Below are 22589 nucleotides of genomic sequence, written 5' to 3' on the forward strand. Positions count from 1 at the left end.
TTTAGTATCAATATGTGGTCATAACGATAATGATGATACTTACAATTACGATGGTGAATCCTAACAGAGTCCATTTCAGCGCACTTAATAGTAGTTGTTTTTCAGACTTATTTTCTAATTTATTAATCTGATCTAGGAAGTATACCATTGCTGCAGTATTGGCAAATCCACCGATATAAGCAACAGCAAGTACTGGTTTAGCTAGGTCACCATATAGCCCAGTAGTTGCTAGTATGAAGATAAATGCTAAAAAGGTGATGAAAGTGAAGGCCAAATACGTGTTCATAGAATTTAATTTGGCTTGATTTTTGATGCTTTTAACAGCTTTAGAATTGTTCAGTAACAAATCGTCTAATGAAATGTCGTAAAGTTTAGATAATCTGATTAGGCTATCAATATCAGGAGTGGTTCGACCAGTTTCCCAGTTAGTAATAGAACGTTTTGATACGTAGAGTGACTTTGCCAAATCATCCTGTGTCATATTGAGTTCAGTACGTTTGTTTTTTAAAATCTCACTGATTTCCATTTTGATCCCCACCTTTGTCTACTCGTAAATTACACTATCGTGGTTGTTTTAGCGATAGAAAGCTGATTCTATATTGGCGTTATAACGATGAAATCTTGACTCACCTCCAGTCAAGAAGTGACAAATCTTCCGTGGGACCAACTTCAGCCAAATAGCGGTCTGAAGTCTCGATTTTGAACTCTGCATAAACCGCAGATTTCAAAACTCATCCTGTACTGTAAGTACGGAAGATCGCCGCCCAACAGCACTATCACGGCTGATTTGTTATTTTTGACCTCCGGCTATATGATTTTTTTATTCTTTAGTAGAGTCTATATGCTATTAATAATTAAAATAGTGCTAGGCAAACCTAGCTGGAGGGTACGAATATTTATCAGCGTGAATGTAGCGAAGCTACAGGACGAGCTTTAAGATTTGCGAAGCAAAGCTTAAAGTCGAGGTGAGAGACCTTGGCTCGAACCGTTCCCATGGCAGATAAATATCGTAACCGGAAGCGGAAAAAACTATAAAAAAAATAAGCCTAACGGCTTATCCTAATAAATATCAGTACCACGAATTTCTTTTAATATCTTCATTGAACCGTCTTTATAAGCAAGAACACCATAAATAATCATTCCAATCACAGCACAAATCGAAAGAATAATTGCCGCACCAATCTTAGTTTGACCATTGATGAACTTAGATAATAAGATGTCAGCACCGTAAACAACGACTAACATAATGGCTGAGTCGATCACAATCTTTAGTACGCGAATTGCTAATAATTTATCGACCAGTTTGTATTGCTTGTTGATGATTCTAAAGGCGAAGTGTCCCATGATCATGAAAGCAACAGTAGTGGCGACAACTGGACCGAAGGCACCCATATAAATTGTTAGTGGGTATTGCAATACTACCTTAATCAAATAGGCAAGAGCTAAGAAAATCATTGACGTTTTAGTTTTCTTATCAACTTGAAGAACATTTTCCAAAATCATGAAGACACAATAGAAGAATGCCTCAATACATGAGACTGCCAAGATCTCAGTACCCAAGGTACTTGGAATATAGAAGGCGGTCCATAGATGACGTCCAATGCCGATCATACCAAAGGTTGCCGGTAAGATGATGAAGACGGTAAATTGTACCATGTTACGTAGTAATTTTTGAATATCTTCAAATTTTGCCTTGCGACTAATCAAGGCTGACAATGCAGGGATGATCGAAGCTGATACTGAAATAGCCAATGATACTAAGACCATGATCAGCTTGTTAGCTTGGAACCCAAACATTGAGTAGAGATTATCAATAGTGTGTTGACTAGCATGAAGTACGTTTTGATAAATTAACACAAAGCTAGTTTGATCGAATAATTGCAGAACCGTCATGATGGTATCAACTAATAGGAACGGAATAGCTGACTTCAACATGGATCCGAAGTTAACTTTTGTTAGTTCACTGTCGGGAACTTCAGCTGAGGTTTTGATATCTTCAGCAGGGATTGACTTGCGAACTCTGAATCGCATCCAAATCAAGAAGATATAGGCGAGTGTCGCACCAATGAATGAGGCAAAAGTTGATTGGTTAACAGCACTCATGTAGCTACCTTTTTGCATGACCATAATTGTATATGTGGCATATAGCATATAGGCAACACGAGCAATTTGTTCAATAACTTGTGAAAAGGCGGAGAATGAGATGAAAGCATAACCTTGAATATATCCACGCATGATACCTAGCGCAGGGATGATCAAGATAGCAACACTCAAGTACTTGATCGGTGTAACAACACGCATGTCTCCCGCCGCAAATATAATAGCAACATACTTGGCACCAAAGAACATGAATCCAGCTAATACTATACCGACCAATGTCATATAAAAAGTATACTTTTTGAGTAGCTTTTCACTCTGATCATAACGGCCTAAGGCGTTGTGTGCAGCAACTTCCTTAGAGATAGCTGATGGAATACCGGCTGTAGCGATGATCAAGAATAAGTTGTAGATGTTATAAACTTTTCCGTATAACGCATTGGCAGCACCTAATGCGACTGGACCAATCCAAATATTCCAGGGAATGATGTAGATGACCGCGAGGATCCTCGAGAAAATACCTGAGATCGAGATCCAAAGAGAACTCTTTAGTAGTGAATCTTTTTTCATGAATAAATTTCCTAACTGTTACTATTTATAGAACACAAGTACAAATATCAGTGCAATTAGTGCGGGTAATCCTTGTAGATAGAGGATTTTTTTAGTAGCTGTGAAAGCACCATAAACAGCAACAACGATGATATAGATCATCAAAAGGATCATGATAGTTTTTAGAACCGGACCGGTGAAGAACAGAATCATAGCTAGAATAAGTAATCCTAACATTCCGTTATAAATTCCTTGATTTGATAGAGCAGTTTGAGCATTTTTTTGTTTAACGAAATCTAATGACATATCGAAGGCGGCCGCTTGTTTCTCTGGTGCCGCAAATATTTCTAAGACAGCAATTCCAATGTGTTCTAGGGCAACTAGTGCGACTAGAAACAAAGTTAAAATCTCCATAAATGTTCCCTCCTTAGGGTATGTCTAATATAATAAACCGTTTTAGACCTGTAAACAACTTGTTACTGAATTGCCATAATAGTGAGCGGTAGCATGAAAAAAATTATATAATTAGATGAAGCAATAAATTGAAGGGATGGTCCTGATGCAAAATAATACCAAGAAAATCCTATCTGATTCACTCGTGACTATTTTGGCAAAAAAACCAGTTGATAAAATCACTATTAAGGATATTGTCAGCGAGTGTGATTTAACCAGACAGACTTTCTATAATTATTTTTCGGATATTTATGAACTAGTCGAATGGACGGCTAGTGAAGTGGCCGATAGGGTGTTGTCGAACGTCTCTGATTATGAGAACTGGCAACGCGGTTTTTATAATGTCATGATTGAGATCAAGAATAATCAGGATCTAGTTATGAATACCTATCAGTCAATCTATCGTGACTTGTTAGAAAAGTATATTTACCGGATTATTTATAGTTATATCATTGTGGTTGTTGAACGTCAGGCAATCGGTATGTCAGTTGACCAGAAGCATAAGGATTTCATCGCTCATTTTTACAGTCTAGCTTTTATCTCGTTGATATTTGAATGGGTCAAAGATGGAATGAAAGATGATCCCAAGGATATCGTGGAACAGACAGGTGTCCTAGTCCAAGGAGACTTCAAAAAAGCACTAAATAAGTATGCAAAATAGGTTTACAAAATGATGGAAGTGTAAAAATAATTCACACTTCTATTTTTTTGTAAATTGTTTCGTTGACGCATCGGGCTTATCTTAGCTTTAGAGGCAGATGAAAAACGAAAGAAGGCAGTAATTATGAACATTTATAAAACAATGTATCATCCTCACAAACCCGCTGGTATCGATGACCGCAAGGCTAACATCGTTGGTGGAGGAATTGCTGGACTAGCAACTGCAGTATTTTTGATCGACGATGCCAAAATGCCGGCTAAGAATATTACGATTTATGAAAAGAAGCCAGTCATGGGTGGCTCAATGGATGGAACTAAGAGTAATCAGGGTTACCTCTGTCGTGCTGAACGTGAATTGGAGCCTTACATGGAATGTCTCTGGTATCTGTGTAGCAAGATTCCTTCATTGGAAAATGAAGGTAGAACAGTACTTGATGATGTTGTTGACTTCAATCGTGACGAACCTATCCATACGGAAGCTCGTGTAATTGTCGATCAAGGTAAGATCGATGGACACTATCACGAATACAAGTTGGAACCTCAATACGCCGCAGCAATGAGCAAAATCGTTGCTTCTTCCGAGGAAGAACTAGCTGACAAGAGTTTGGACGATTTCTTTGATAAAGGATTCTTCAAGACTAACTTCTGGGTATGTTTCCACAGTCAGTTAGCTTTCAAGGATTATCACAGTGTTATTGAATGTCGCCGTTATTGGCAAAGATTCACATTTATCAGTCGTCACGAATATCTCGAAGGATTCATTCATACAAAATATAACGAATATGACGCAATTATTCTTCCTATCGAGAGATTCTTGATCGACAAAGGTGTTAACTTTGTAAATAACTTCGCCGTCTATGACTTAGCACTAGATGACAAGAACGATACGGTTCAAGGAATCTTAGCACGTCAAGATGGTGAAAAGACCGAAGTTCCTGTTGCTATGCAAGACTTGGTCTTCGTAACGACCGGTTCAATCAGTGAAAATAGTACCTTCGGTGACAACAAGACGGTTGCTATTACTAATACTGATACAAAAGACATGGGAACATTCACAATCTGGAAGAACTTGGCTGGCAAAGATGCTAAGTTCGGTCACCCTGAGAAATTCTTGGGTCAGATCGATAAGACGAAGTGGATCTCATTCTTCCCAACTGTTAAAGGATATCCAGAGTTCTTCAAACGTATCGAAGAATTATCTGGTAGTAAGGCGGGTACCGGCGGTTTGATGACATTCAGAGATTCTAACTGGGATATGTCATTCGAAATTCATCACAAGCCATTTTTCCCATATCAAGCTGATGACGAAGAAGTTGGCTGGGGCTATGGATTGTATGGTGAAAACGTCGGTAACTACATCAAGAAGCGTATGTGGGACTGTACCGGTGATGAAATCATGACAGAACTCTTGTATCACTTAGGTATGCTAGACATTAAGGATGAAGTATTAGCACATACTTATATGTCGACGGCAATGATGCCTTACTGTACAAGTCAATTCATGCCTAGAAAACTCGGTGATCGTCCTAAGGTCGTTCCTGATGGATGTACTAACCTTGGACTGTTAGGACAATTTGTTGAAATCGACGATGATGTTGTCTTCACAGTTGAAACTTCAGTTCGTACCGGACTAGAAGCTGTTTATGAATTATTGAACGTTGAAAAAGATGTTCTTGAAGTTAACCCTTCACGTTATGACATTCGTTACTTATTGGAACGTGTTAAGAGATTCAGAGGTATCAAGGGCAAGGTTACAGCCGATGATTTGCCTCCAATTACGCCTGAGTCAATTCCTGAAGTAACGCAACAATTATTGCACTTAGTGAACAATGTACCGCCATATTATCAAATGTACTTAGGGCGCGATAAGACGATTCCTACCAAGGTATCTGTCTTGCACCCTAAGGCACCGCACTCAAAATAATACCGAACAAATAATTACTCCCATATAATAAATAAACGTTATATCTCCAATAAAAAGAGGCCGCAGTCCCATAATCTGCGGTCTCTTTTAGTCTTCTTTATTGTCTTCAAATGTCATTACGTATTTCTCTTCGAATTTGCCACGTTGCATGACTTTGGACTGACGGATACTGTCCATCTCTTCATACGTAATCGAGGCATCGTCTAATATTGCGCGCATGACTTCTTCCAAGTCCCCCAACTCTTCAACAAGGTTAGCACGAGTATCAGATATCTTAACTTCTTTGGCTTCCTCTACTAATTTGTCGCGGAGCGACGTTCGATAGTCATCATTTGATAGGACATCGAACTCGGCTTTGTCACCGGCAATGTCTGGTACTTTGTCGCGGACTAATTTTTTCATATATATTCCCCCTAAAACGAATTACACAAATAGTCTGTAAGGGAATTTTACCATATTTATTGGTCTAGAGCTCTGATTTATACTCTAGGATGTCACCTGGTTGGCAATCTAGTGCCTGACAAATTGCTTCTAGAGTGGAGAATCTAATGGCTTTAGCTTTGCCATTTTTGAGGATAGACAAGTTGGCAATTGTAACGCCGACTTCCTGTGACAGTTCAGTCAAACTCATTTTTCTTTTGGCTAACATAACGTCTAAATTAATTACTATCATATTGATAACTCGGTTTCTTTTTTAGAATTTATAACGCGTTGTACAACTAATTGAAGGACGTTGACGAACGCTCCTAACATTAATCCCAACATAATCAAAAAGGCTTCTAATAAAATCCCGATAGGAGAGCATTCGTTAGAATCCATTGCGGCAAAGGCGGGGCTGATAATTATGTAGGTTAGCGCGATGCTATAAAATAACCATTTGATCATTCTCAGTATTTGTACACCTTTGTGAGAGAAGATATTTTGCTTATCAGCCAAGTGCAGTAGTTTCCATGAATAAATAATTATTATGGCAGAAAGAATCCCCGATAAGTAGAGACCAGTTCCAAAGTAAATTCTCATGAAGATACTGATGTGTGCGTAGCTGCCGACGGTCAGAAAATCTGGGAATAAGTAAATAAAAATCAATACTAGTAAGAAGGACAGCAGTAATAGGAATGCCCTAAGATAATTAGTTAATAATTTCATTCGCTTACTCCCTTCATGATTTTTTCTAATGTATTAGCGAAGACACCAATGGTCAGGCCCAAAATAATTAAGAATAGTTCAACTACCAGTGGTGCGGGGGCCTTAAGTATTCTGGCTTCAGCTATTAATCCAAAGATAGCGAGAATATAAATAACGGCGATACTGTAGAACGATATCTTGATGATTCTGACGGCGAATATTCCTGATCTAGTGATTAATCTGTGATGGTCAGTCAAGTATAGTAATCTCCAAGCAAAGAAGATGATACAGTACGTGAAGGCGGCTGAGGCTTATAGCAGCACTGCGAAGGGAACGAGAATAAGATTTGAAACGTGACTTTCGTTAAGGAATCCAATTAGTGCAGGAAATGAATCCCATCCAATAACTGTTACCAAAAATAACATGATACAGAGAGTAAATCGTAGGAAAATAGTTAGGATTTTCATTTTTAGGCCTCCTTAAATGGTTAGGTCATTCTCAGATTTGATCTTGATGGCGTTTTGAAGTAGCTTCTCAAGGACGCTGGCAAAAATAGCAATGACCAATGGAGCTCCAGCAAATACAGCACAGACGAGAATAACACCGGGAGCATCATCTCTGTCAGCAAAAGTGAAGAAGATAGGCAATTCTAAAATATAAATTGCACAGATCGAGTAGGCAAAAATCTTAATGTGTTTCAGAGCTTGGACTGATACGTTAGAAAATGCCTTTTCGTGATCGATCAGGCTAAGTAATTTTAGCGCTTGCCAGAGAATACTGAAGAAGAGAACGGCACTTAGATATAATCCCAGACCTAATAAGATCGTGAAAATCGGTAAGTCAGGCATTAGATTGTTAGAGCCGATTAAGTAGTGTGGAATAACAATGATACAAAAGGCTGCCATAACTAAGGCCATGACGTAAATTGTTATTCTTAAAAAGATAGTTTCCTTTTTCATTTTGAAACACCTCATAATAATTTGTAATTTGATTATAGCATTCTTTTATCGATAAACAATAAAAACTTATTAAATATCAATAAAAAAAGCCATCTTTTGCAAGATGACTTAATTAACGAATTTTAAGCCGATAACTGAAATAATTATCAGAAAAATAAAGAAGAATCGCTTGAAACTCTTGGACTCATTGAAGAGCCACATGTTCATCAATGATCCTCCAGCAGCGCCGATCCCAGTCCAGATCGAGTAACCGATCGACATGGGGATGGTTTGCAACGACAAATATAAAAATGAAAAACTAAAAACAAATGAAATGATCATTGCCACTAGGGCTAATTTCTTTTTGGTGTTTGAATAGAATCCCAGTGCGGTAACACCAGACATTTCACCGCAGCCAGCGAGTAATAAGAATATCCAATCCATTAGTGTGCCTGTCTTTCTTCGATATCAGTGACGACCTTGAGGCCAATCACGCCGATAGTTAGTAGTAAGACGAAGAACAGTTTAGGCAAGCTGAATGGCTCATGATAGACCAAAACCCCCGCTAGAACGACGAAGAGTGATCCTAACCCAACATAGACAGCGTAAGTCGTCCCAGCAGGGATGTTCTTACTGGCATCGATCATCAAATAAAAACTAAAAATCAAAATTGCGACCACGACCACTGCTGATATGAGTGAGTGCTCGTGTTTCATCGCTGAGACCCAGACGACCTCTAGTAAGGCGCCGATGAAAATTTCAAACCAACTTCTGGACATAATTGTCACCTCGAAATAATTTTGTGATAATAACTAATTTACTGGATATATACCAATAGTCAATCACAATTTGAGCGTAAAAATTGATAAAAAAAATGGTAACATGATACGATATTTTTAAATAAACTAATACAAAGTAGTTGATGAGGATGAACAGGGTAAACGTTGAATTATTTAGCATATACGGTGGATTCTTCTTACTAGTACTTGTCGGGATCATTTTAGCATTAATTATCAATGACCTGTTACGGAGAAGGATGATTTTGGCATGCCATTTATTACTAATCAATCATCATGAGATAGCCAAAGTTTCTATGGATACGGAAACTGAACAGTACTTGCTTGAAAATCATCATCACAATTTGTATCGGATCAATGAACAGATTGAACGTGAAAATGGAGTTCTAAAGTATCATCTCTGTTTGGGAAAAAGAGCTTTTAAATTTTATCTTAAGAAGCGTAGTGTTTGGAATTACGATGTAGTAGCTGTAAAAATGGATTAGCTTATCGTTATAACGATAAGCTTTTTTATTTTTAAATATTAACTTGTAGATATAACCCGGTTCCATTGACTAACTTGTGAAAATCAGCTACCATGTTTATAAATTTTACCTATATAATATGATAGGGAAAACAAAATACAGGAGGCTCATTCATGTCGGCATGGGAAACAAAATTTGATAAAAAAGGATTCACTTTTGATGACGTTTTATTGATACCTGCAGAAAGTCACGTTCTACCAAACGAGGTTGATCTATCTGTTCAATTAGCAAAGAACATCAAATTGAACACACCAATCTTAAGTGCAAGTATGGATACAGTTACAGAAGCACCAATGGCAATCGCTATGCTCGCCAAGGTGGTTTAGGTGTTATTCACAAGAATATGTCTATTGAACAACAAGCAGATGAAGTTCTAAAAGTAAAACGTTCAGAAAACGGAGTTATTATTGACCCAATCTACTTAACTGTAGACGCTCCAGTAAGTGCCGCGGAAGATTTGATGCACACTTACCGTATCAGCGGTGTGCCAATTGTTTCTAATACCGAAGAATTAAAACTCGTAGGAATTATTACGAATCGTGACCTTCGCTTTATCAATGATTACTCAGTAAAAATTGATACTGTTATGACTCACGAAAACTTGATCACAGCTCCAGTTGGTACTTCACTAGAAGATGCCGAAAAGATCTTGCAAGATCACAAGATCGAAAAATTACCACTTATCGACAAAGATGGTCGCTTAGGTGGTTTGGTAACAATTAAAGATATTGAAAAATTACAAGAATTCCCTAATGCTGCTAAGGATCAATATGGTCGTTTGCTAGTAGCTGCGGCAGTTGGTGTTACAAGTGATACATTCGATCGTGCTGCTGCTTTGTTGAATGCTGGTGCTGATGCAATTATTATTGATACAGCTCACGGTCATTCAGCTGGTGTACTTCGTAAGATCACTGAGATCCGTGACAAGTCCCCAGATGCTACTTTGATCGCTGGTAATGTTGCTACTGCTGAAGGAACACGTGCCTTATATGATGCTGGTGTTGATGTTGTTAAAGTTGGTATCGGACCTGGTTCTATCTGTACAACAAGAATCGTTGCCGGTGTTGGTGTACCACAACTTACAGCTGTCTATGATGCTGCTAGCGTTGCTCATGAATATGGTAAGACGATCATCGCTGATGGTGGTATCAAGTATTCAGGTGATATGGTCAAAGCTCTAGCTGGTGGTGGTAACGCCGTTATGCTCGGTTCAATGTTAGCTGGTACTGATGAAGCACCTGGCGACTTTGAAATTTATCAAGGACGTCGTTTTAAGACTTATCGTGGAATGGGTAGTTTGGCTGCTATGTCACATGGCTCATCAGATCGTTACTTCCAAAGTGGTGTTAACGAGGCTAACAAGTTAGTTCCAGAAGGTATCGAAGGCCGTGTTGCTGCCAAAGGTGCTGTTGGAGATGTCTTGTATCAAATGTTAGGTGGACTACGCTCAGGAATGGGTTACGTTGGGGCACACAACTTAACAGAATTACAAGATGCTCAATTTGTTCAGATCCCAAATGCTGGATTGAAAGAATCACATCCACATGATGTTACTATTACAAAAGAAGCTCCTAATTATTCAGTACGTTAATCATAATAAAAATGGTGTCTCAGCTTTTTAAAGTTGAGACACCATTTTTTGTGTATCTAAGATTAATGTTTGTTTTTGAAGATAAAGAATTTCGATAGGACATAGTTACCAACAATTGCTAGAATCTGACCAACGACCTTTGAGCCGGTACCATTAGCACTGAGAAGAGAAATACCTACCATAGCGTGGCTGTTTCAATCAAGAAAGTTAGAATTCTTGTTCCATAAAAGGCTAGCATTTCTCTAAAGGCAGTGTTTGATTTGTGATGGAAAACAATAACTCGATCAACCCAAAAACCAACTTGAACTCCTAAGAACCAAGCAACGATATTAGCAAATTGATAATTAAGATGCATTGCGTGATATAAAAGAAAGAATGTTCCAAAATTTACAACAACTGAAAGTAGTCCCCAAACTAAATAACGAACCGCTTCTTTACCAGTACTTTCAGGAATAGTCGGTGTTTCTTCAGAGTTAAAAACAGTCCCAGCATCGTTGATACCCTCTGAAATATCATCGATAACTTTTGTCAGTGGACCCTCTTCATCAAAATCTGTTTTCTTATTCATGATACTAATTTCTCCCACGTTTAAAATCTATACCTTTATACTAACTCTTTTATAAGATTTAGAACAAAATTAAAAAAATAAGAGTGGACAAATTTATCCACTCTTACCTCTAAATTATATTTTTAATCGTGATAATTTTTGAGTCTTTCGTAATTGTCAGTATTCATTTCCCAACCGATTGCACCGATAACCATTAATGCGATGGGAACAACGGTACTTACGAAGTTCGCAACACCGGTGAAAGCCAACAAGTCCAATCTGAAGAAATGATTGACTACTAACAAGGTCAATTTAATAAATAATAAGATGAATCCCAACATAAATGTTGTATTGAAAATAGATTTTAGTTTTGAAGAGGCACTTTTTTGGGCTATAACATAAACTCCTATTCGCTGATTTCAGCGTCCATTTTTCTTAATAGTTTCAACAATATTATAGTCTCATCTTTGGACAATGGCGCAATAACTTGATTTTCTACTTCTGCAAAGAGATGTCCCAGTTCTTTAATGATCGCCATACCCTTGTCAGTTAGGAAAATACGCTTATTACGGTCACTATGACGGTCACGTCGTCTGATAACATAGCCATCACGTTCTAAGTTCTTCAACATGCTGGAAACACTGGCATCGCGGATACTTAGGAATTCAGCGATTTGTCGTTGAATCATTCCTGGAGTTTTCTCGATCAATTCCAAAGTTCTAGCTTGCTGAACCGTCAAATCGTATTTGTTAGACTTCTCATTGAAAAGTCTTTGCTGATTAAAAAGTATAGAATGCATTAAATAATTCGTTTCCTGGGCACACTCGTCCATAATTTCCTCCGATGTTACATAATTAATTAAAGTATAGCATAAAGCCCGTCATTATAACCTTTAATAATTTAAATTCCTGATAGTTAGATATTTAATCATTAAATGCTTGACAGTCAGTTACTTTGGTATTATAACTTTACTTGTCGATATTTTAAATCTTAGATATCTAAGTATTAAAAACGGAGATAAATAAAAAGTAAAGAAGTGAGAACAATGTTGTTACGTCATGCGGAAATGAGAGATCTACCACAAATTGAACAAATAATCTTGGATGGGAAGGCCCACCTGGCGGCCCAGAATATCAATCAATGGAGAGGACAGTATCCGAATATGGATGTCTTAGTCCACGATATTAAGAACGGGTACAACTTTGTTCTTGCCGAAGGCGATGAGATCCTAGGCACTGTATCTGCTATTCCTGGTCCAGATATGAGTTACCAAACACTTGATGGTGAATGGTTGACTGAAGAGGGAGAATATATTGCCCTTCATCGTGTAGCAGTATCTGCTAACCACCGTGGACAAGGATTGTCTACTAAACTATTCAATGCAGTGCTTGATGAATTGGCTCTTAACCCAACAATCAAGGGAATCAGAGTTGATACACACAAGGAGAACTTTGGCATGCAACATGTCATCAAGAAGTCAGGTTTCCAAGAAACAGGCTACGTAAAGGTATTGAACAGCAGCAATCCTGAACAAGTTTATAACATCGGCTATGAGAAGTTGAACTTACCAGTTTCACTTCCAATGGCAAACTAAAAAGAGACCGTCAGGTCTCTTTTTTTTGTTGGAAAACTATTTATGCTTTTTGACCAAACTATGCCAATAACCATAACCAAAGTAGATGACTAGTCCAATTCCGGTCCAGATGCCATACATGTGCCACGTGAACGGTTGTAACTGGGTCATCAGGTAGATACAAGCAAAGAACGAAATCAATGGGAAAATGGGATATAGAGGCACCTTGAATGCGGGCTTCAATTCACGAGTGTTTTTACCGTGTCTCAGGAAGATAACTCCGATCGAAGTTGAGGCGAAGGCCAACAGCGTTCCGATATTAACTAGTTCAGTGATCTTGTCGATCGGCAAAACAGCGGCCGCAATCGCAGCAGCTAAACCAACTAAGAGCGTACTGTTTGCCGGGATGCTCTTTTTGTTAACTGACTTGAAACTCTTAGGTAGTAGTCCGTCACGACTGAACGAATAGATCAAACGAGTTCCACCGTACATGATTACTAATAGAACAGTCGTCATTCCCATAACAGCACCTAGTGAAATGATTCCTGAGGCCCAGTTTTGATTGAGGACATTCAGAGCATGGGCGACTGGATCAGCGACGTTCAGGTTTTTGTAGTTTACAGCTCCGACCAAAACGAACGAAACCAAACTATAGAGAATTGCAACAACTAACAAGGAAACAATAATACCGATAGGCATATTACGCTTAGGATTTTTGACCTCTTCACTGGCTGTAGAAACAACGTCGAATCCTAAGAAGGCATAGAAGGCGACTGAGGCACCTTTACCAATTCCACTCCAACCAAATGGTAAGAAGGGGTTGTAGTTTTCCGGTTTGACGAAGAAGGCTGCGACGACTACAAATAATAAAATTACGAAAATTTTGACATAAACCATAATGGCATTGATGCGGACGGATTCCGTTAAACCTTGGAGTAACAAAACTGTCGCAAGCAAAACGATAATGAAAGCAATAATGTCGAAGCGACCTTGAGCGTTGCCGTTTGTGTGAGCAGCAGACTGCAGTGCCTTAGGCAGGGTTATACCAAATCCTGCCAGCAAATTACGAAAATAAGCTGACCAGCTGACGGCGGTTGAAGCTGCCGCAAATAGATATTCAGAGACTAAGGACCAGCCAACGATCCACGCAACGATTTCACCGTAGACGGAATATGAATACGTATAAGCACTACCGGCTAAGGGAATGGTAGAAGCAAATTCCGAGTAACAAAACGCCGCTCCGATACAGACTAATGCCGCAAATAGATAGGTGAAAATAACGCCCGGTCCAGCGTAGTTGGCTGCGATGATTCCTGGTGTGATGAAGATACCAGATCCGACGATAACGCCGACCCCCATGATCACTAAGTCTTTGGCAACTAGGGTTCTGGTTAAGATAACATCTTTATTTTGTAAGTCACTGACAACATCTTTTTTTCTAAAAAGCGACGGCATATAATTCTCCTATAATGTGATTCTAATCGTATTAGTATAATATAAATGACACACTGATTGGAAGTTTTCAAACCAACTTTTTTGATATTAAAGTGTTAATATTTTAATTAATAACTACAAAAACATTGAGGGGTGAAATTATGTCATTTGATTTTGACAAAATTAATGATCGTCGTAATACTGCTTCTGTGAAGTGGGATGTTAAAGAAAACGAGCTGCCAATGTGGGTCGCTGACATGGATTTCCAGACAGCTCCAGAAATTTTGGACGCAATGCACAAGTCCATCGACGGAGGAATCTTTGGATACCAAACTATTCCTGATAAGTACTATGAAGCTGTGGCTGATTGGTTTGAAAAGGAACATGACTTTAAACCTAAGACTGACTGGATGCTCTTCAGTACCGGGGTAATTCCTACTATCTCCGCAATCTTGCGTCATATGACAGATGTTGGTGATAATGTTCTGTTGCAAGAACCTAATTACAACACATTCTACGGTGTGATTGAGCATAACGGTCGTAACGTTACAAATAATGAGTTGATTTATGAGGACGGAACTTACCAAGTTGATTGGGAAGACTTGGATGCTAAATTGGCAGATCCACAGACGACTGTCATGCTAGTATGTAATCCTCACAATCCAACTGGACATATTTGGAGTAAGGAGACTCTGACTAAGATCGGTGAAATGGCTAAGAAACACGATGTCATGATTATTTCCGATGAGATTCATGGTGATATCTCGATGCCTGGTCACAGTTACGTACCATTCTCATCATTAGCTCCTGAAGTCGCTGAGAACAGTATTTCATTGGTATCGCCAACGAAGACCTTTAACCTGGCACAATTACATGCTTCAACAGTTATTGCACCGGACGCTAATCTCCTTGCTCGAGTTGAACGTGCTATCTCAATTGATGATCAAAGTGAACCAGGAATCCTAGCAGTGGATGGAACTATTGCGGCATATACTAAAGGTCACAAATGGTTGTCAGATTTGAGACAATATGTCAGTGACAATCACCAATTATTGACGGACTACGTTGCTAAGAATATTCCCGAACTAAGTGTTATCAAGAGTGATGCCACATACTTAGCTTGGATCGATTGTACTAACATCACTGAAGATTCTGAAGAATTAAACAACTTTATTCGTCAAGAAACAGGATTGTACTTGGCGGAAGGTACTAAGTATCGTGGAAACGGTAATCAATTCTTGCGTATGAACTTGGCTACTAATAAGTCACGTGTTGAAGATGGTTTACAACGTCTTGAACGAGGAGTTCATGCTTACTTAGATAGTAAAAAATAATATTTTAAAAGGCTAACGACTTCAAATAAGTCGTTAGCCTTTATTTTTTTGTTCGATCAACAAGTGTTCTGCCGTAACAAATTGCCGCAATCAAAAAACCACCAATTAATGATAGGAAGGCCGACAATTCAACAGGTCCGTTCAAAAAGATATTTCCTAATAATAAAACTACCATTACCATAAGTGAAATCAGAAGATTCTTAATTGTTTTTTCCATAGTTGCCTCCATTATATGGATAGAGTAACAGACATTAAGAGCTAATAAAAACAATATCCTATATAATGATATTAATACTTAATGGAGGTGTCACATGCCACAACTAAAAACTGGATTTACCAACATACAAGTGCTGGATCCCAGCATTATTGTTGACCTGCGCTACGCCACTACTAATAATTTTACTAATCAAAAAATTTATGACTTCGCTACCGCCATTGCCAGAACGGGAACAGCTGAGAAGTTAGCTAAAGCGAGTTTGGCTCTGCGAAATCAAGGTTACCGAATTAAAGTTTGGGATGCTTATCGTCCAGTCAAAGCCCAAGAAAGATTATTTGAAGTTTATCCTGATCCCGAGTTTGTCGCTAAGCCTAATCCTAATTTTTCACACCAAAAGGGTGTTACATTTGACCTGACTCTTTGTGATATGAGTGGAAATGAATTAGAGATGCCAACGGCTTTTGATGATTTCACCGCTAAGGCGCATCGTAATGCAGAGTGTTCACCAGAGGCTGAGAAGAACTATCAAATTCTTGATGTGGCGATGAATAAAGCTGGATTCGTCGGTTACGAGAATGAATGGTGGGACTATCGCGATGCGAGATGGATGACTATGGACCAGCCACTGCGGATCCTAATGACTATAAATAACTAAATAATTGACATAATTTTGAGATTACTATAATCTCAATGTAACTTGTATACAGGCTTCTTTTAGAAGGGCCTGTATTTTTCTTTTTGAGGGGGAAATAAAATGGGATTGTATATTTCAGCAGTGGTCATTTTGGTGCTGGTAGCCATTAGTAATCTGGCTGCCAAATTTGTCAGAGTAATACCTAGAACGTATATTAATTTACTTATGGGTATTGTTTTTGCATGCATTCCTCTCATAAATAAACTAGTCATTGGTTTCGATTCTGAGTTTTTCATGGCCTTTATCATTGCGCCATTGTTGTTCTTTGAAGGACAACAGACGAGAAGCTTCTTGGTTCAACGTAAGTTCAAAGAAATACTAGGTACGGCGATCGTCCTAGCCTTAATCTCGGCAATTGTGGGATTATTCGTTGTGAATCGGATTTTTAATGTTGGATTGCCTTTGGCGTTGATCATGATAGCTATCAGCACTCCAACTGATGCGACAGCACTGGATTCTGTTCGGGAAGGCAGAGCTGTTCCCAAGCGTACTGAAGTGGTTTTGAAAATGGAGTCGCTATTTAATGATGCTTCAGGAATTATCTTGTTACAGGCAGCAGTTTTATGGTTTAAAACTGGTGAATTGTCATATACCAAGAACTTTTCCGACTTTCTGATTTCGGCAATTGGTGGAGTGATTTTTGGTGTTGGAATAGCGTTCATAACGATGATTATCCGCCAGATGATCATTCGTAGTCGTTGGAATGAAACGTCATCTCATTTGATAATTTATTTTGCTACACCGATACTTATTTATCTGATGGCAGAACGTATCGAGCTGTCGGGAATCATTGCGGTCGTCAGTGCTGGTTTGATTTTTAATGGTGAAATGAGTCGAAGCAGATTTTCCATTCCTCGTTATTTGAGCTTTTTTAATCAAACAGTCAGCTTCGTTGGTGGTGCCTTGAACAGCTATGTCTTCGTGGTACTGGGTATCTCAATTGCGAGAATCGTTACGGATCAACGTCAAGAAATGACTTCCACTTTAGAATGGCTCTGGATCGGAATCATTATCTATCTTGTATCGACAACAATCAGATATTTATATGCTAGATTTTTGTCGAAAGATTCACGGATGGAGGCAGTAACATTCGCACTCGGCGGAGTTCATGGCGCCGTTACATTAGCGTTGGCATTTTCACTTGCAGGAATGGGTATCAAGGGAACTAATTTTGATTTGATACTGTTGACAGAGTCGGTTGTCATTATTTTGAGTATGCTGGTACCAACAGTATTGTTCAAATTCATTTTGAATCCGATTCTTAATGAAGATGATATTCGGGCAAAGTCCAGAAGAGTTCGTGAAAAAATGGTTGGTGTAGGTATCAATTACGTTCATGATCTGGAAATCTCGCCAGCAGTCAAGGAAAGTGTCACGTTTGATCTGTTGGATCAGACACGTCGGACAACGGTTAGGGAGTTTCTCAACCAGTGGCGCGGGGTTAACAGTACACGCTATGTTTTTACTGGGTTTCAAGCAGTTGAAGAAAGACAAATTCTAATGAACGCATTTGAGAAGGAACGGGAATTTTTATATGAGTTGCTAGATGGTGTTGCTTTGGATGAGGCACAATATATTTATGATGTTTATAGTGAGTTGCTGATATCTGAGTCGTTGGTTTTGGATTATTACGAGTAGGGGGGTCTCCGGTGAAAAACGAAAATTCTGCTGTGGGACCGACTTCAGCCAGGGTGCGGTCTGAAGTCTCGATTTTGAACTCAGCATAGACCGCAGATTTCAAAACTCGTCCTGTTCTGTACGTCCGGCTACGCCGTCCTACAGAACCTGCACAGCTGAATTTTCATTTTTCCCCTCCGACTTTCGAAGTATGATTTTTACACAAAATTAGCTGGAGGGAACGAAATATTTATCAGCCGTGAATGTGGCGAAGCCACAGGACGAGCTTTAAGATTTGCGAAGCAAAGCTTAAAGTCGAGGTGAGAGACCTTGGCTCGAACCGGTCCCACGGCAGATAAAATATTTCGTCCCCGGAAGCGGCATGAAGCGGCAATACACAAAAAAAGCGATGCTATTCTCAAAATAGCATCGCTTTTATTTAATTATCATCATCAAAACCGGAACCACGAACAAACTCAAAATAGTAGTTTCAGTAACCATAATAGCGGCATAGTTAGCATCAGCATGATACAACTTAGCCACAACTGGTGCGTTAGTCATAACTGGCATGGCTGCTTGAATGATGAAGACTTGTTTCATCAAAGCAGGACCAGGGATGAAGAGGAATAAGAAGCTCATCAATAATGGGGCACAGATGAATCTTCCAAATAAGATACCAACATTCTCCCTGTGGAGCGCGATGTTAGTCAAACCAGCATTATAGATTGAAATACCAATAAAAATCATTGATAGTGGGATGGTCAAATTACCAATGTATTGGAAATCCGACATCAAGAAAGTTGGCAATTGGATGTGCAAAATAACGAGGATCAAACCAATGATGAAGCCCATTAGTGGTGGGGAGAAGAGCTTAGACAAAGTAGTTCTCCAGTTGAACGAACCTTTTTTCTCACCATCAACTTGGATCAAGTAAGTACCTAAAGTCCAGAAGAATGTCGTGTTAGCCATGTAATAAACCAAGACGTAAGGCAAACTTTGCGATCCAAACAGTGCCATATTGACGGGTAGGCCAACGAAGACAGTATTTGAGTTAAAGAACATTGATGAGAATAACCCCTGATGATCCTTATCAATATGCAGAATCTTGATCATAATGACAGAGATACCGATCAAAATTGTCATAGACAAACATGGTATGACTAGATTCGGTAACAGCTTGATCAATTTTCCAGCTGTAAAATCACTTGTAATCGTGTAGATCATGTAAGCAGGCAAAGCGACTTGTGTAACTAATTTAGCAATCAACTTAGTTGCATCATCTGAAAACCAGTCTTGTCGAGCTAAAAAATAGCCGACCGCAATTAATACGATAATTATTAAAATTCCTTGAACACTCTGAAAAAATACTCCCATATAGATTGCCTCTTTAGAAAAAATATATGTCCTTTATGTTACACCTTTTTGAAAGTGTATTGAAAACTAATCTTCCATAGTTTCAGTTTCTTCATCGGCATCTTCAACAATAGCTGTCTTGTCTTTGGCAGCTGCTTTATCGATTCGGTGTTCTCTGACAAAATAAACTATTGTCATAACCACCAGGAATACTACACCAACTAATAGTGAAACGGTAGTTTCTGGATTGAGAAACATGAAGAACAAAATGACTAGTAATGAAGCGATGGCAAGGTAGTTACTAATGGGATAGAACGGCATTTTGAAGGGATGTTCCGCCATATGTGCGGCGTTGACCTTTCTAAATTTCAATTCACTGACTAGAATAACGAACCAAGGGACCATACCGGGAAGAACACTAGAGCTGTATACGATAACGAAGATATTATTTGAAGTATGGAAAATCACTGGTAAGACGAAGTTCAAGATCAAACCGAGCAGGATACCTACGGACATAACGATTACAGGCAGATAAGGGACGTTATGGCGAGATAACTTTGTGAAAGCCTTCGGAAGACGGTGTTCTATACCTAATGTATAGAGCATTCGACTCGAACTGAAGATACCAGAGTTGCATCCTGACAAGGCAGCGGTCAAAACGACAAAGTTGATGATCTCAGCGGCAAAGGTGATTCCGAATTTGGCGAATGTTTCTGTAAATGGAGAACCGATCGTACCTAATTTGTTCCAAGGGTAAATTGTCACGATAACGAAAATAGCACCAATATAGAAGATCAAGATTCTACCAACGATCGAACGGATCGCGTGGGTGATCGTTTCTTGAGGATTCTCAGCTTCACCAGCTGTAATACCGATAACTTCGATACCTTGATAGGAAGCAACGACTATTGCCAGTGCGAAGATGAATCCCTTTAGACCGCCAGTAAAGAAGCCACCGTTTTTCCAAAGGTTGCTAAAACCAACAGGATGACCGCCATTACCAACACCTAAGAGGATAACTAAGAAGCCCAAAATAATCATGAAGATAATTGTGACAACCTTGATAATAGAGAACCAGAATTCTAGCTCACCATAGGCCTTAACAGATGTTAAGTTAGCGATACCTAACGTTACAACAACGACGACACCAACGATCCACTGTGGCATATTAGGCCACCAGAAGCTTAGATAAGTTCCGACGGCAATAACTTCACTAATACCGACGACTAACCATTGGAAGACGTTACTCCAAGCAGTTAAGTAGCCGACAACTGGATGGATATACTCTGTCCCAAATTTGGCAAATGAACCTGTTGATGGATCAACGTAGAGCATTTCCCCGAGTGCACGCATAACCATGTATAAGATCAAGCCGGCAAGTCCATAGGCCAGAAGAACTGATGGACCGGTCCATTTGATAGTTGAAGCTGACCCCATGAATAATCCAACCCCAATTGTTCCACCAAGTGCGATCATCTGCATTTGGCGTGAAGAAAGGCTCCGTTTTAGTTTTTCTTCTTCCATAGATAAAAATCCCCCTTTCACCTGTTTAGAGATGCTGAACAAATGTAAAATATGTTGATACCATAATACTATATATTTTCAGTAAAGTACGGAATTTTATGAAAAAATTCTCTACAAAATATAAAATATACGAAAAGAGTTCCTAATTATTAAAATTAGGAACTCTTTTTTATGAGAATGTTCGTATTTTTGTATTAAAACTCTTCTTCAGCTTCCTCAAAAGCCTCTTCAGTAGAAGTAACATTGTCAGGTTGATGATCACGTCCGCGTTCACGAACGAAGTAGATGAGCGTCATAACGATTAAGAAAACGACACCGACTAGTAGTGATACAGTTGTTTCAGGATTCAAGAACATGAAGACCAAAATAACCAATAGCGCCGCAATGGCTAAGTAGTTACTGATAGGATATAGCGGCATTTTGAAGGGATGTTCTTTCATATGTGCAGCATTGATTTTTCTAAATCTCAATTCACTGATCAAGATAACAAACCATGGCACCATTCCGGGAAGAACACTGGAACTGTAGACGATAACGAAGATATTACTTGATGTATGTAGTAGTAATGGTAACGAATAGTTCAAGATCAAGCCAATTAGAATTCCTAGTGAAATTGTAATAACGGGAATATAAGGAACTTTGTGTGCTGATAATTTCGTAAATGACTTAGGTAAATATTTCTCTAGTCCTAATGTATAGAGCATACGACTGGAACTGAAGATACCTGAGTTACAACCAGACATAGCGGCTGTCAACATAACGAAGTTGATGATTTCGGCGGCGAAGGTAATTCCTACTTTAGCGAACGTTTCAACGAATGGAGAACCGATCGTACCCAACTTGTCCCATGGGTAAATTGATACAATAACAAAAATGGCACCGATATAGAAAATCAAAATTCTACCGACGATCGAACGAATAGCACGAACGATATTTTCTTGAGGATTCTCAGCTTCACCGGCTGTAATACCGATAACTTCGATACCTTGATAGGAAGCGACGACGATGGACAGTGCGAATATGAAGCCCTTGAGTCCACCTGTGAAGAAGCCACCGTTTGTCCAGAGGTTGCTGATACCAACGGGATGACCACCGTTACCGACACCAAGAACGATGACTAGTAATCCTAATATGATCATGAAAATAATTGTGACAACTTTGATCAAAGCAAACCAGAATTCTAGCTCGCCATAAGCCTTAACGGAAGTCAGATTAGCGATACATAATGTAACAACTACGACGACTCCGGCGATCCACTTAGGCATCGCTGGCCACCAGAACTCTAAGTATGTTCCGACTGCGATAACTTCACTGATCCCTACGACTAAGTATTGGAAGACATTGCTCCAAGCTGTTAAGTACCGACGACTGGGTGAATATATTCAGTCGCAAACTTTGCGAAAGAACCTGTTGATGGGTCAACGTAGAGCATTTCCCCTAACGCTCTCATGACCATATAAAGTATTAAACCTGCTAAAGCGTAGGCGAGTAATACTGAAGGACCGGTCCACTTGATCGTGGATGCGGATCCCATGAATAATCCCACTCCGATTGTTCCACCTAGAGCAATCATCTGCATTTGTCTTGATGATAAGCTACGACTGAGCTCTTTTTTTGCCATACATAATCCCGCCTTTG

General features: G+C 39.1%; 23 protein-coding genes and 5 pseudogenes. 9 read left to right on the forward strand and 19 right to left on the reverse strand.

Annotated features, from left to right (window positions below):
• Positions 1 to 7: 7 nt before the first annotated feature.
• The 3 genes from JCM14932_RS15840 to JCM14932_RS02890 all read right to left on the reverse strand — a co-directional run bounded on the left by JCM14932_RS15840 (position 8) and on the right by JCM14932_RS02890 (position 3060).
• The gene (locus JCM14932_RS15840; RefSeq protein WP_025023540.1) at positions 8 to 526 is read right to left on the reverse strand and encodes a helix-turn-helix domain-containing protein; all 519 of its coding nucleotides are present in this window, start codon (positions 524 to 526) and stop codon (positions 8 to 10) included.
• Between the two features lie 533 nt (positions 527 to 1059).
• Positions 1060 to 2667, reverse strand: a complete 1608-nt coding sequence (locus JCM14932_RS02885) for a putative polysaccharide biosynthesis protein (protein WP_025023541.1) — start codon at positions 2665 to 2667, stop codon at positions 1060 to 1062.
• Between the two features lie 21 nt (positions 2668 to 2688).
• Entirely contained in the window at positions 2689 to 3060 is a 372-nt protein-coding gene (locus JCM14932_RS02890; RefSeq protein WP_025023542.1) for a DUF1304 domain-containing protein, read from the reverse strand.
• A gap of 145 nt (positions 3061 to 3205) precedes the next feature.
• Here JCM14932_RS02890 and JCM14932_RS17720 point away from each other — a divergent pair.
• From JCM14932_RS17720 to JCM14932_RS02900, 3 genes and pseudogenes are all read left to right on the forward strand, one after another.
• Positions 3206 to 3352 (forward strand): annotated as a pseudogene (locus JCM14932_RS17720) (TetR family transcriptional regulator); the annotation flags it as partial.
• A 123-nt stretch (positions 3353 to 3475) separates the two neighbouring features.
• Positions 3476 to 3760 (forward strand): annotated as a pseudogene (locus JCM14932_RS17725) (TetR-like C-terminal domain-containing protein); the annotation flags it as partial.
• A 123-nt stretch (positions 3761 to 3883) separates the two neighbouring features.
• The gene (locus JCM14932_RS02900; RefSeq protein ID WP_025023544.1) at positions 3884 to 5683 is read left to right on the forward strand and encodes an oleate hydratase; all 1800 of its coding nucleotides are present in this window, start codon (positions 3884 to 3886) and stop codon (positions 5681 to 5683) included.
• A gap of 87 nt (positions 5684 to 5770) precedes the next feature.
• Here JCM14932_RS02900 and JCM14932_RS02905 read toward each other — a convergent pair whose 3' ends face one another.
• From JCM14932_RS02905 to JCM14932_RS02940, 8 genes are all read right to left on the reverse strand, one after another.
• Positions 5771 to 6085, reverse strand: coding sequence for a nucleoside triphosphate pyrophosphohydrolase (locus JCM14932_RS02905; protein ID WP_025023545.1), 315 nt, complete (start codon positions 6083 to 6085; stop codon positions 5771 to 5773).
• Between the two features lie 64 nt (positions 6086 to 6149).
• The gene (locus tag JCM14932_RS02910) at positions 6150 to 6356 is read right to left on the reverse strand and encodes a helix-turn-helix domain-containing protein (protein ID WP_034542475.1); all 207 of its coding nucleotides are present in this window, start codon (positions 6354 to 6356) and stop codon (positions 6150 to 6152) included.
• Complete coding sequence (locus tag JCM14932_RS02915; RefSeq protein ID WP_025023547.1) at positions 6353 to 6829, reverse strand: DUF2975 domain-containing protein; 477 nt, start codon at positions 6827 to 6829, stop codon at positions 6353 to 6355. The genes JCM14932_RS02910 and JCM14932_RS02915 overlap by 4 nt, the downstream gene beginning before the upstream one ends.
• Positions 6826 to 7065: a hypothetical protein gene (locus JCM14932_RS02920; RefSeq protein ID WP_025023548.1), complete on the reverse strand. Its 240-nt coding sequence runs from the start codon at positions 7063 to 7065 to the stop codon at positions 6826 to 6828. Before JCM14932_RS02920 ends, JCM14932_RS02915 begins: the two co-directional genes overlap by 4 nt.
• 54 nt (positions 7066 to 7119) lie before the next feature.
• A complete protein-coding gene (locus tag JCM14932_RS16470; protein ID WP_155832061.1) occupies positions 7120 to 7275 on the reverse strand; it encodes a hypothetical protein in 156 nt (51 codons plus the stop codon).
• A 12-nt stretch (positions 7276 to 7287) separates the two neighbouring features.
• Positions 7288 to 7767, reverse strand: coding sequence for a DUF2975 domain-containing protein (locus tag JCM14932_RS02930; RefSeq protein ID WP_025023549.1), 480 nt, complete (start codon positions 7765 to 7767; stop codon positions 7288 to 7290).
• 108 nt (positions 7768 to 7875) lie between these two features.
• Positions 7876 to 8190: a DMT family transporter gene (locus JCM14932_RS02935; protein ID WP_025023550.1), complete on the reverse strand. Its 315-nt coding sequence runs from the start codon at positions 8188 to 8190 to the stop codon at positions 7876 to 7878.
• Entirely contained in the window at positions 8190 to 8525 is a 336-nt protein-coding gene (locus tag JCM14932_RS02940; RefSeq protein ID WP_025023551.1) for a DMT family transporter, read from the reverse strand. The genes JCM14932_RS02935 and JCM14932_RS02940 overlap by 1 nt, the downstream gene beginning before the upstream one ends.
• Positions 8526 to 8674: 149 nt before the next feature.
• Between JCM14932_RS02940 and JCM14932_RS02945 the strand changes: the two genes are divergently transcribed.
• On the forward strand, positions 8675 to 9028 hold the full coding sequence (locus tag JCM14932_RS02945; RefSeq protein ID WP_025023552.1) for a hypothetical protein: 354 nt from the start codon (positions 8675 to 8677) through the stop codon (positions 9026 to 9028).
• Positions 9029 to 9180: 152 nt separating this feature from the next.
• Positions 9181 to 10658 (forward strand): annotated as a pseudogene (guaB, locus tag JCM14932_RS14355) (IMP dehydrogenase).
• 175 nt (positions 10659 to 10833) lie between these two features.
• Here the strand turns inward: guaB and JCM14932_RS14360 are convergent.
• From JCM14932_RS14360 to JCM14932_RS02965, 3 genes are all read right to left on the reverse strand, one after another.
• A complete protein-coding gene (locus JCM14932_RS14360; protein ID WP_235700509.1) occupies positions 10834 to 11226 on the reverse strand; it encodes a GtrA family protein in 393 nt (130 codons plus the stop codon).
• 122 nt (positions 11227 to 11348) lie between these two features.
• A complete protein-coding gene (locus JCM14932_RS02960) occupies positions 11349 to 11546 on the reverse strand; it encodes a hypothetical protein (RefSeq protein ID WP_025023553.1) in 198 nt (65 codons plus the stop codon).
• Between the two features lie 65 nt (positions 11547 to 11611).
• Complete coding sequence (locus tag JCM14932_RS02965) at positions 11612 to 12004, reverse strand: MarR family winged helix-turn-helix transcriptional regulator (protein ID WP_162149784.1); 393 nt, start codon at positions 12002 to 12004, stop codon at positions 11612 to 11614.
• A gap of 246 nt (positions 12005 to 12250) precedes the next feature.
• On the opposite strand from JCM14932_RS02965, the gene JCM14932_RS02970 reads away from it, so the two are divergent.
• Positions 12251 to 12799: a GNAT family N-acetyltransferase gene (locus JCM14932_RS02970; RefSeq protein ID WP_025023555.1), complete on the forward strand. Its 549-nt coding sequence runs from the start codon at positions 12251 to 12253 to the stop codon at positions 12797 to 12799.
• Positions 12800 to 12835: 36 nt separating this feature from the next.
• On the opposite strand, the gene JCM14932_RS02975 is transcribed toward JCM14932_RS02970, so the two are convergent.
• Positions 12836 to 14233 carry an amino acid permease gene (locus JCM14932_RS02975; RefSeq protein ID WP_025023556.1) on the reverse strand — a complete coding sequence of 466 codons (1398 nt, stop codon included), beginning with the start codon at positions 14231 to 14233 and terminating at the stop codon, positions 12836 to 12838.
• Between the two features lie 140 nt (positions 14234 to 14373).
• Between JCM14932_RS02975 and JCM14932_RS02980 the strand changes: the two genes are divergently transcribed.
• Positions 14374 to 15546, forward strand: a complete 1173-nt coding sequence (locus tag JCM14932_RS02980; protein WP_025023557.1) for a MalY/PatB family protein — start codon at positions 14374 to 14376, stop codon at positions 15544 to 15546.
• A gap of 40 nt (positions 15547 to 15586) precedes the next feature.
• On the opposite strand, the gene JCM14932_RS16475 is transcribed toward JCM14932_RS02980, so the two are convergent.
• Entirely contained in the window at positions 15587 to 15763 is a 177-nt protein-coding gene (locus tag JCM14932_RS16475) for a hypothetical protein (protein WP_155832062.1), read from the reverse strand.
• Positions 15764 to 15857: 94 nt separating this feature from the next.
• Between JCM14932_RS16475 and JCM14932_RS14365 the strand changes: the two are divergent.
• Positions 15858 to 16414 (forward strand): annotated as a pseudogene (locus JCM14932_RS14365) (M15 family metallopeptidase).
• Between the two features lie 103 nt (positions 16415 to 16517).
• On the forward strand, positions 16518 to 18095 hold the full coding sequence (locus tag JCM14932_RS02995) for a cation:proton antiporter (protein ID WP_025023558.1): 1578 nt from the start codon (positions 16518 to 16520) through the stop codon (positions 18093 to 18095).
• A 414-nt stretch (positions 18096 to 18509) separates the two neighbouring features.
• Here the strand turns inward: JCM14932_RS02995 and JCM14932_RS03000 are convergent, their stop codons facing one another.
• From JCM14932_RS03000 to JCM14932_RS14370, 3 genes and pseudogenes are all read right to left on the reverse strand, one after another.
• Positions 18510 to 19448 (reverse strand): AEC family transporter, encoded by a 939-nt coding sequence (locus tag JCM14932_RS03000; RefSeq protein ID WP_025023559.1) that lies wholly within the window; start codon positions 19446 to 19448, stop codon positions 18510 to 18512.
• A 66-nt stretch (positions 19449 to 19514) separates the two neighbouring features.
• Positions 19515 to 20951 carry an amino acid permease gene (locus JCM14932_RS03005; RefSeq protein WP_025023560.1) on the reverse strand — a complete coding sequence of 479 codons (1437 nt, stop codon included), beginning with the start codon at positions 20949 to 20951 and terminating at the stop codon, positions 19515 to 19517.
• A gap of 194 nt (positions 20952 to 21145) precedes the next feature.
• Positions 21146 to 22572: pseudogene (locus JCM14932_RS14370) on the reverse strand (amino acid permease).
• Between the last annotated feature and the right edge of the window lie 17 nt (positions 22573 to 22589).

Source organism: Companilactobacillus nodensis DSM 19682 = JCM 14932 = NBRC 107160 (genome assembly GCF_000615905.1).
GTDB classification, from domain to species: domain Bacteria; phylum Bacillota; class Bacilli; order Lactobacillales; family Lactobacillaceae; genus Companilactobacillus; species Companilactobacillus nodensis.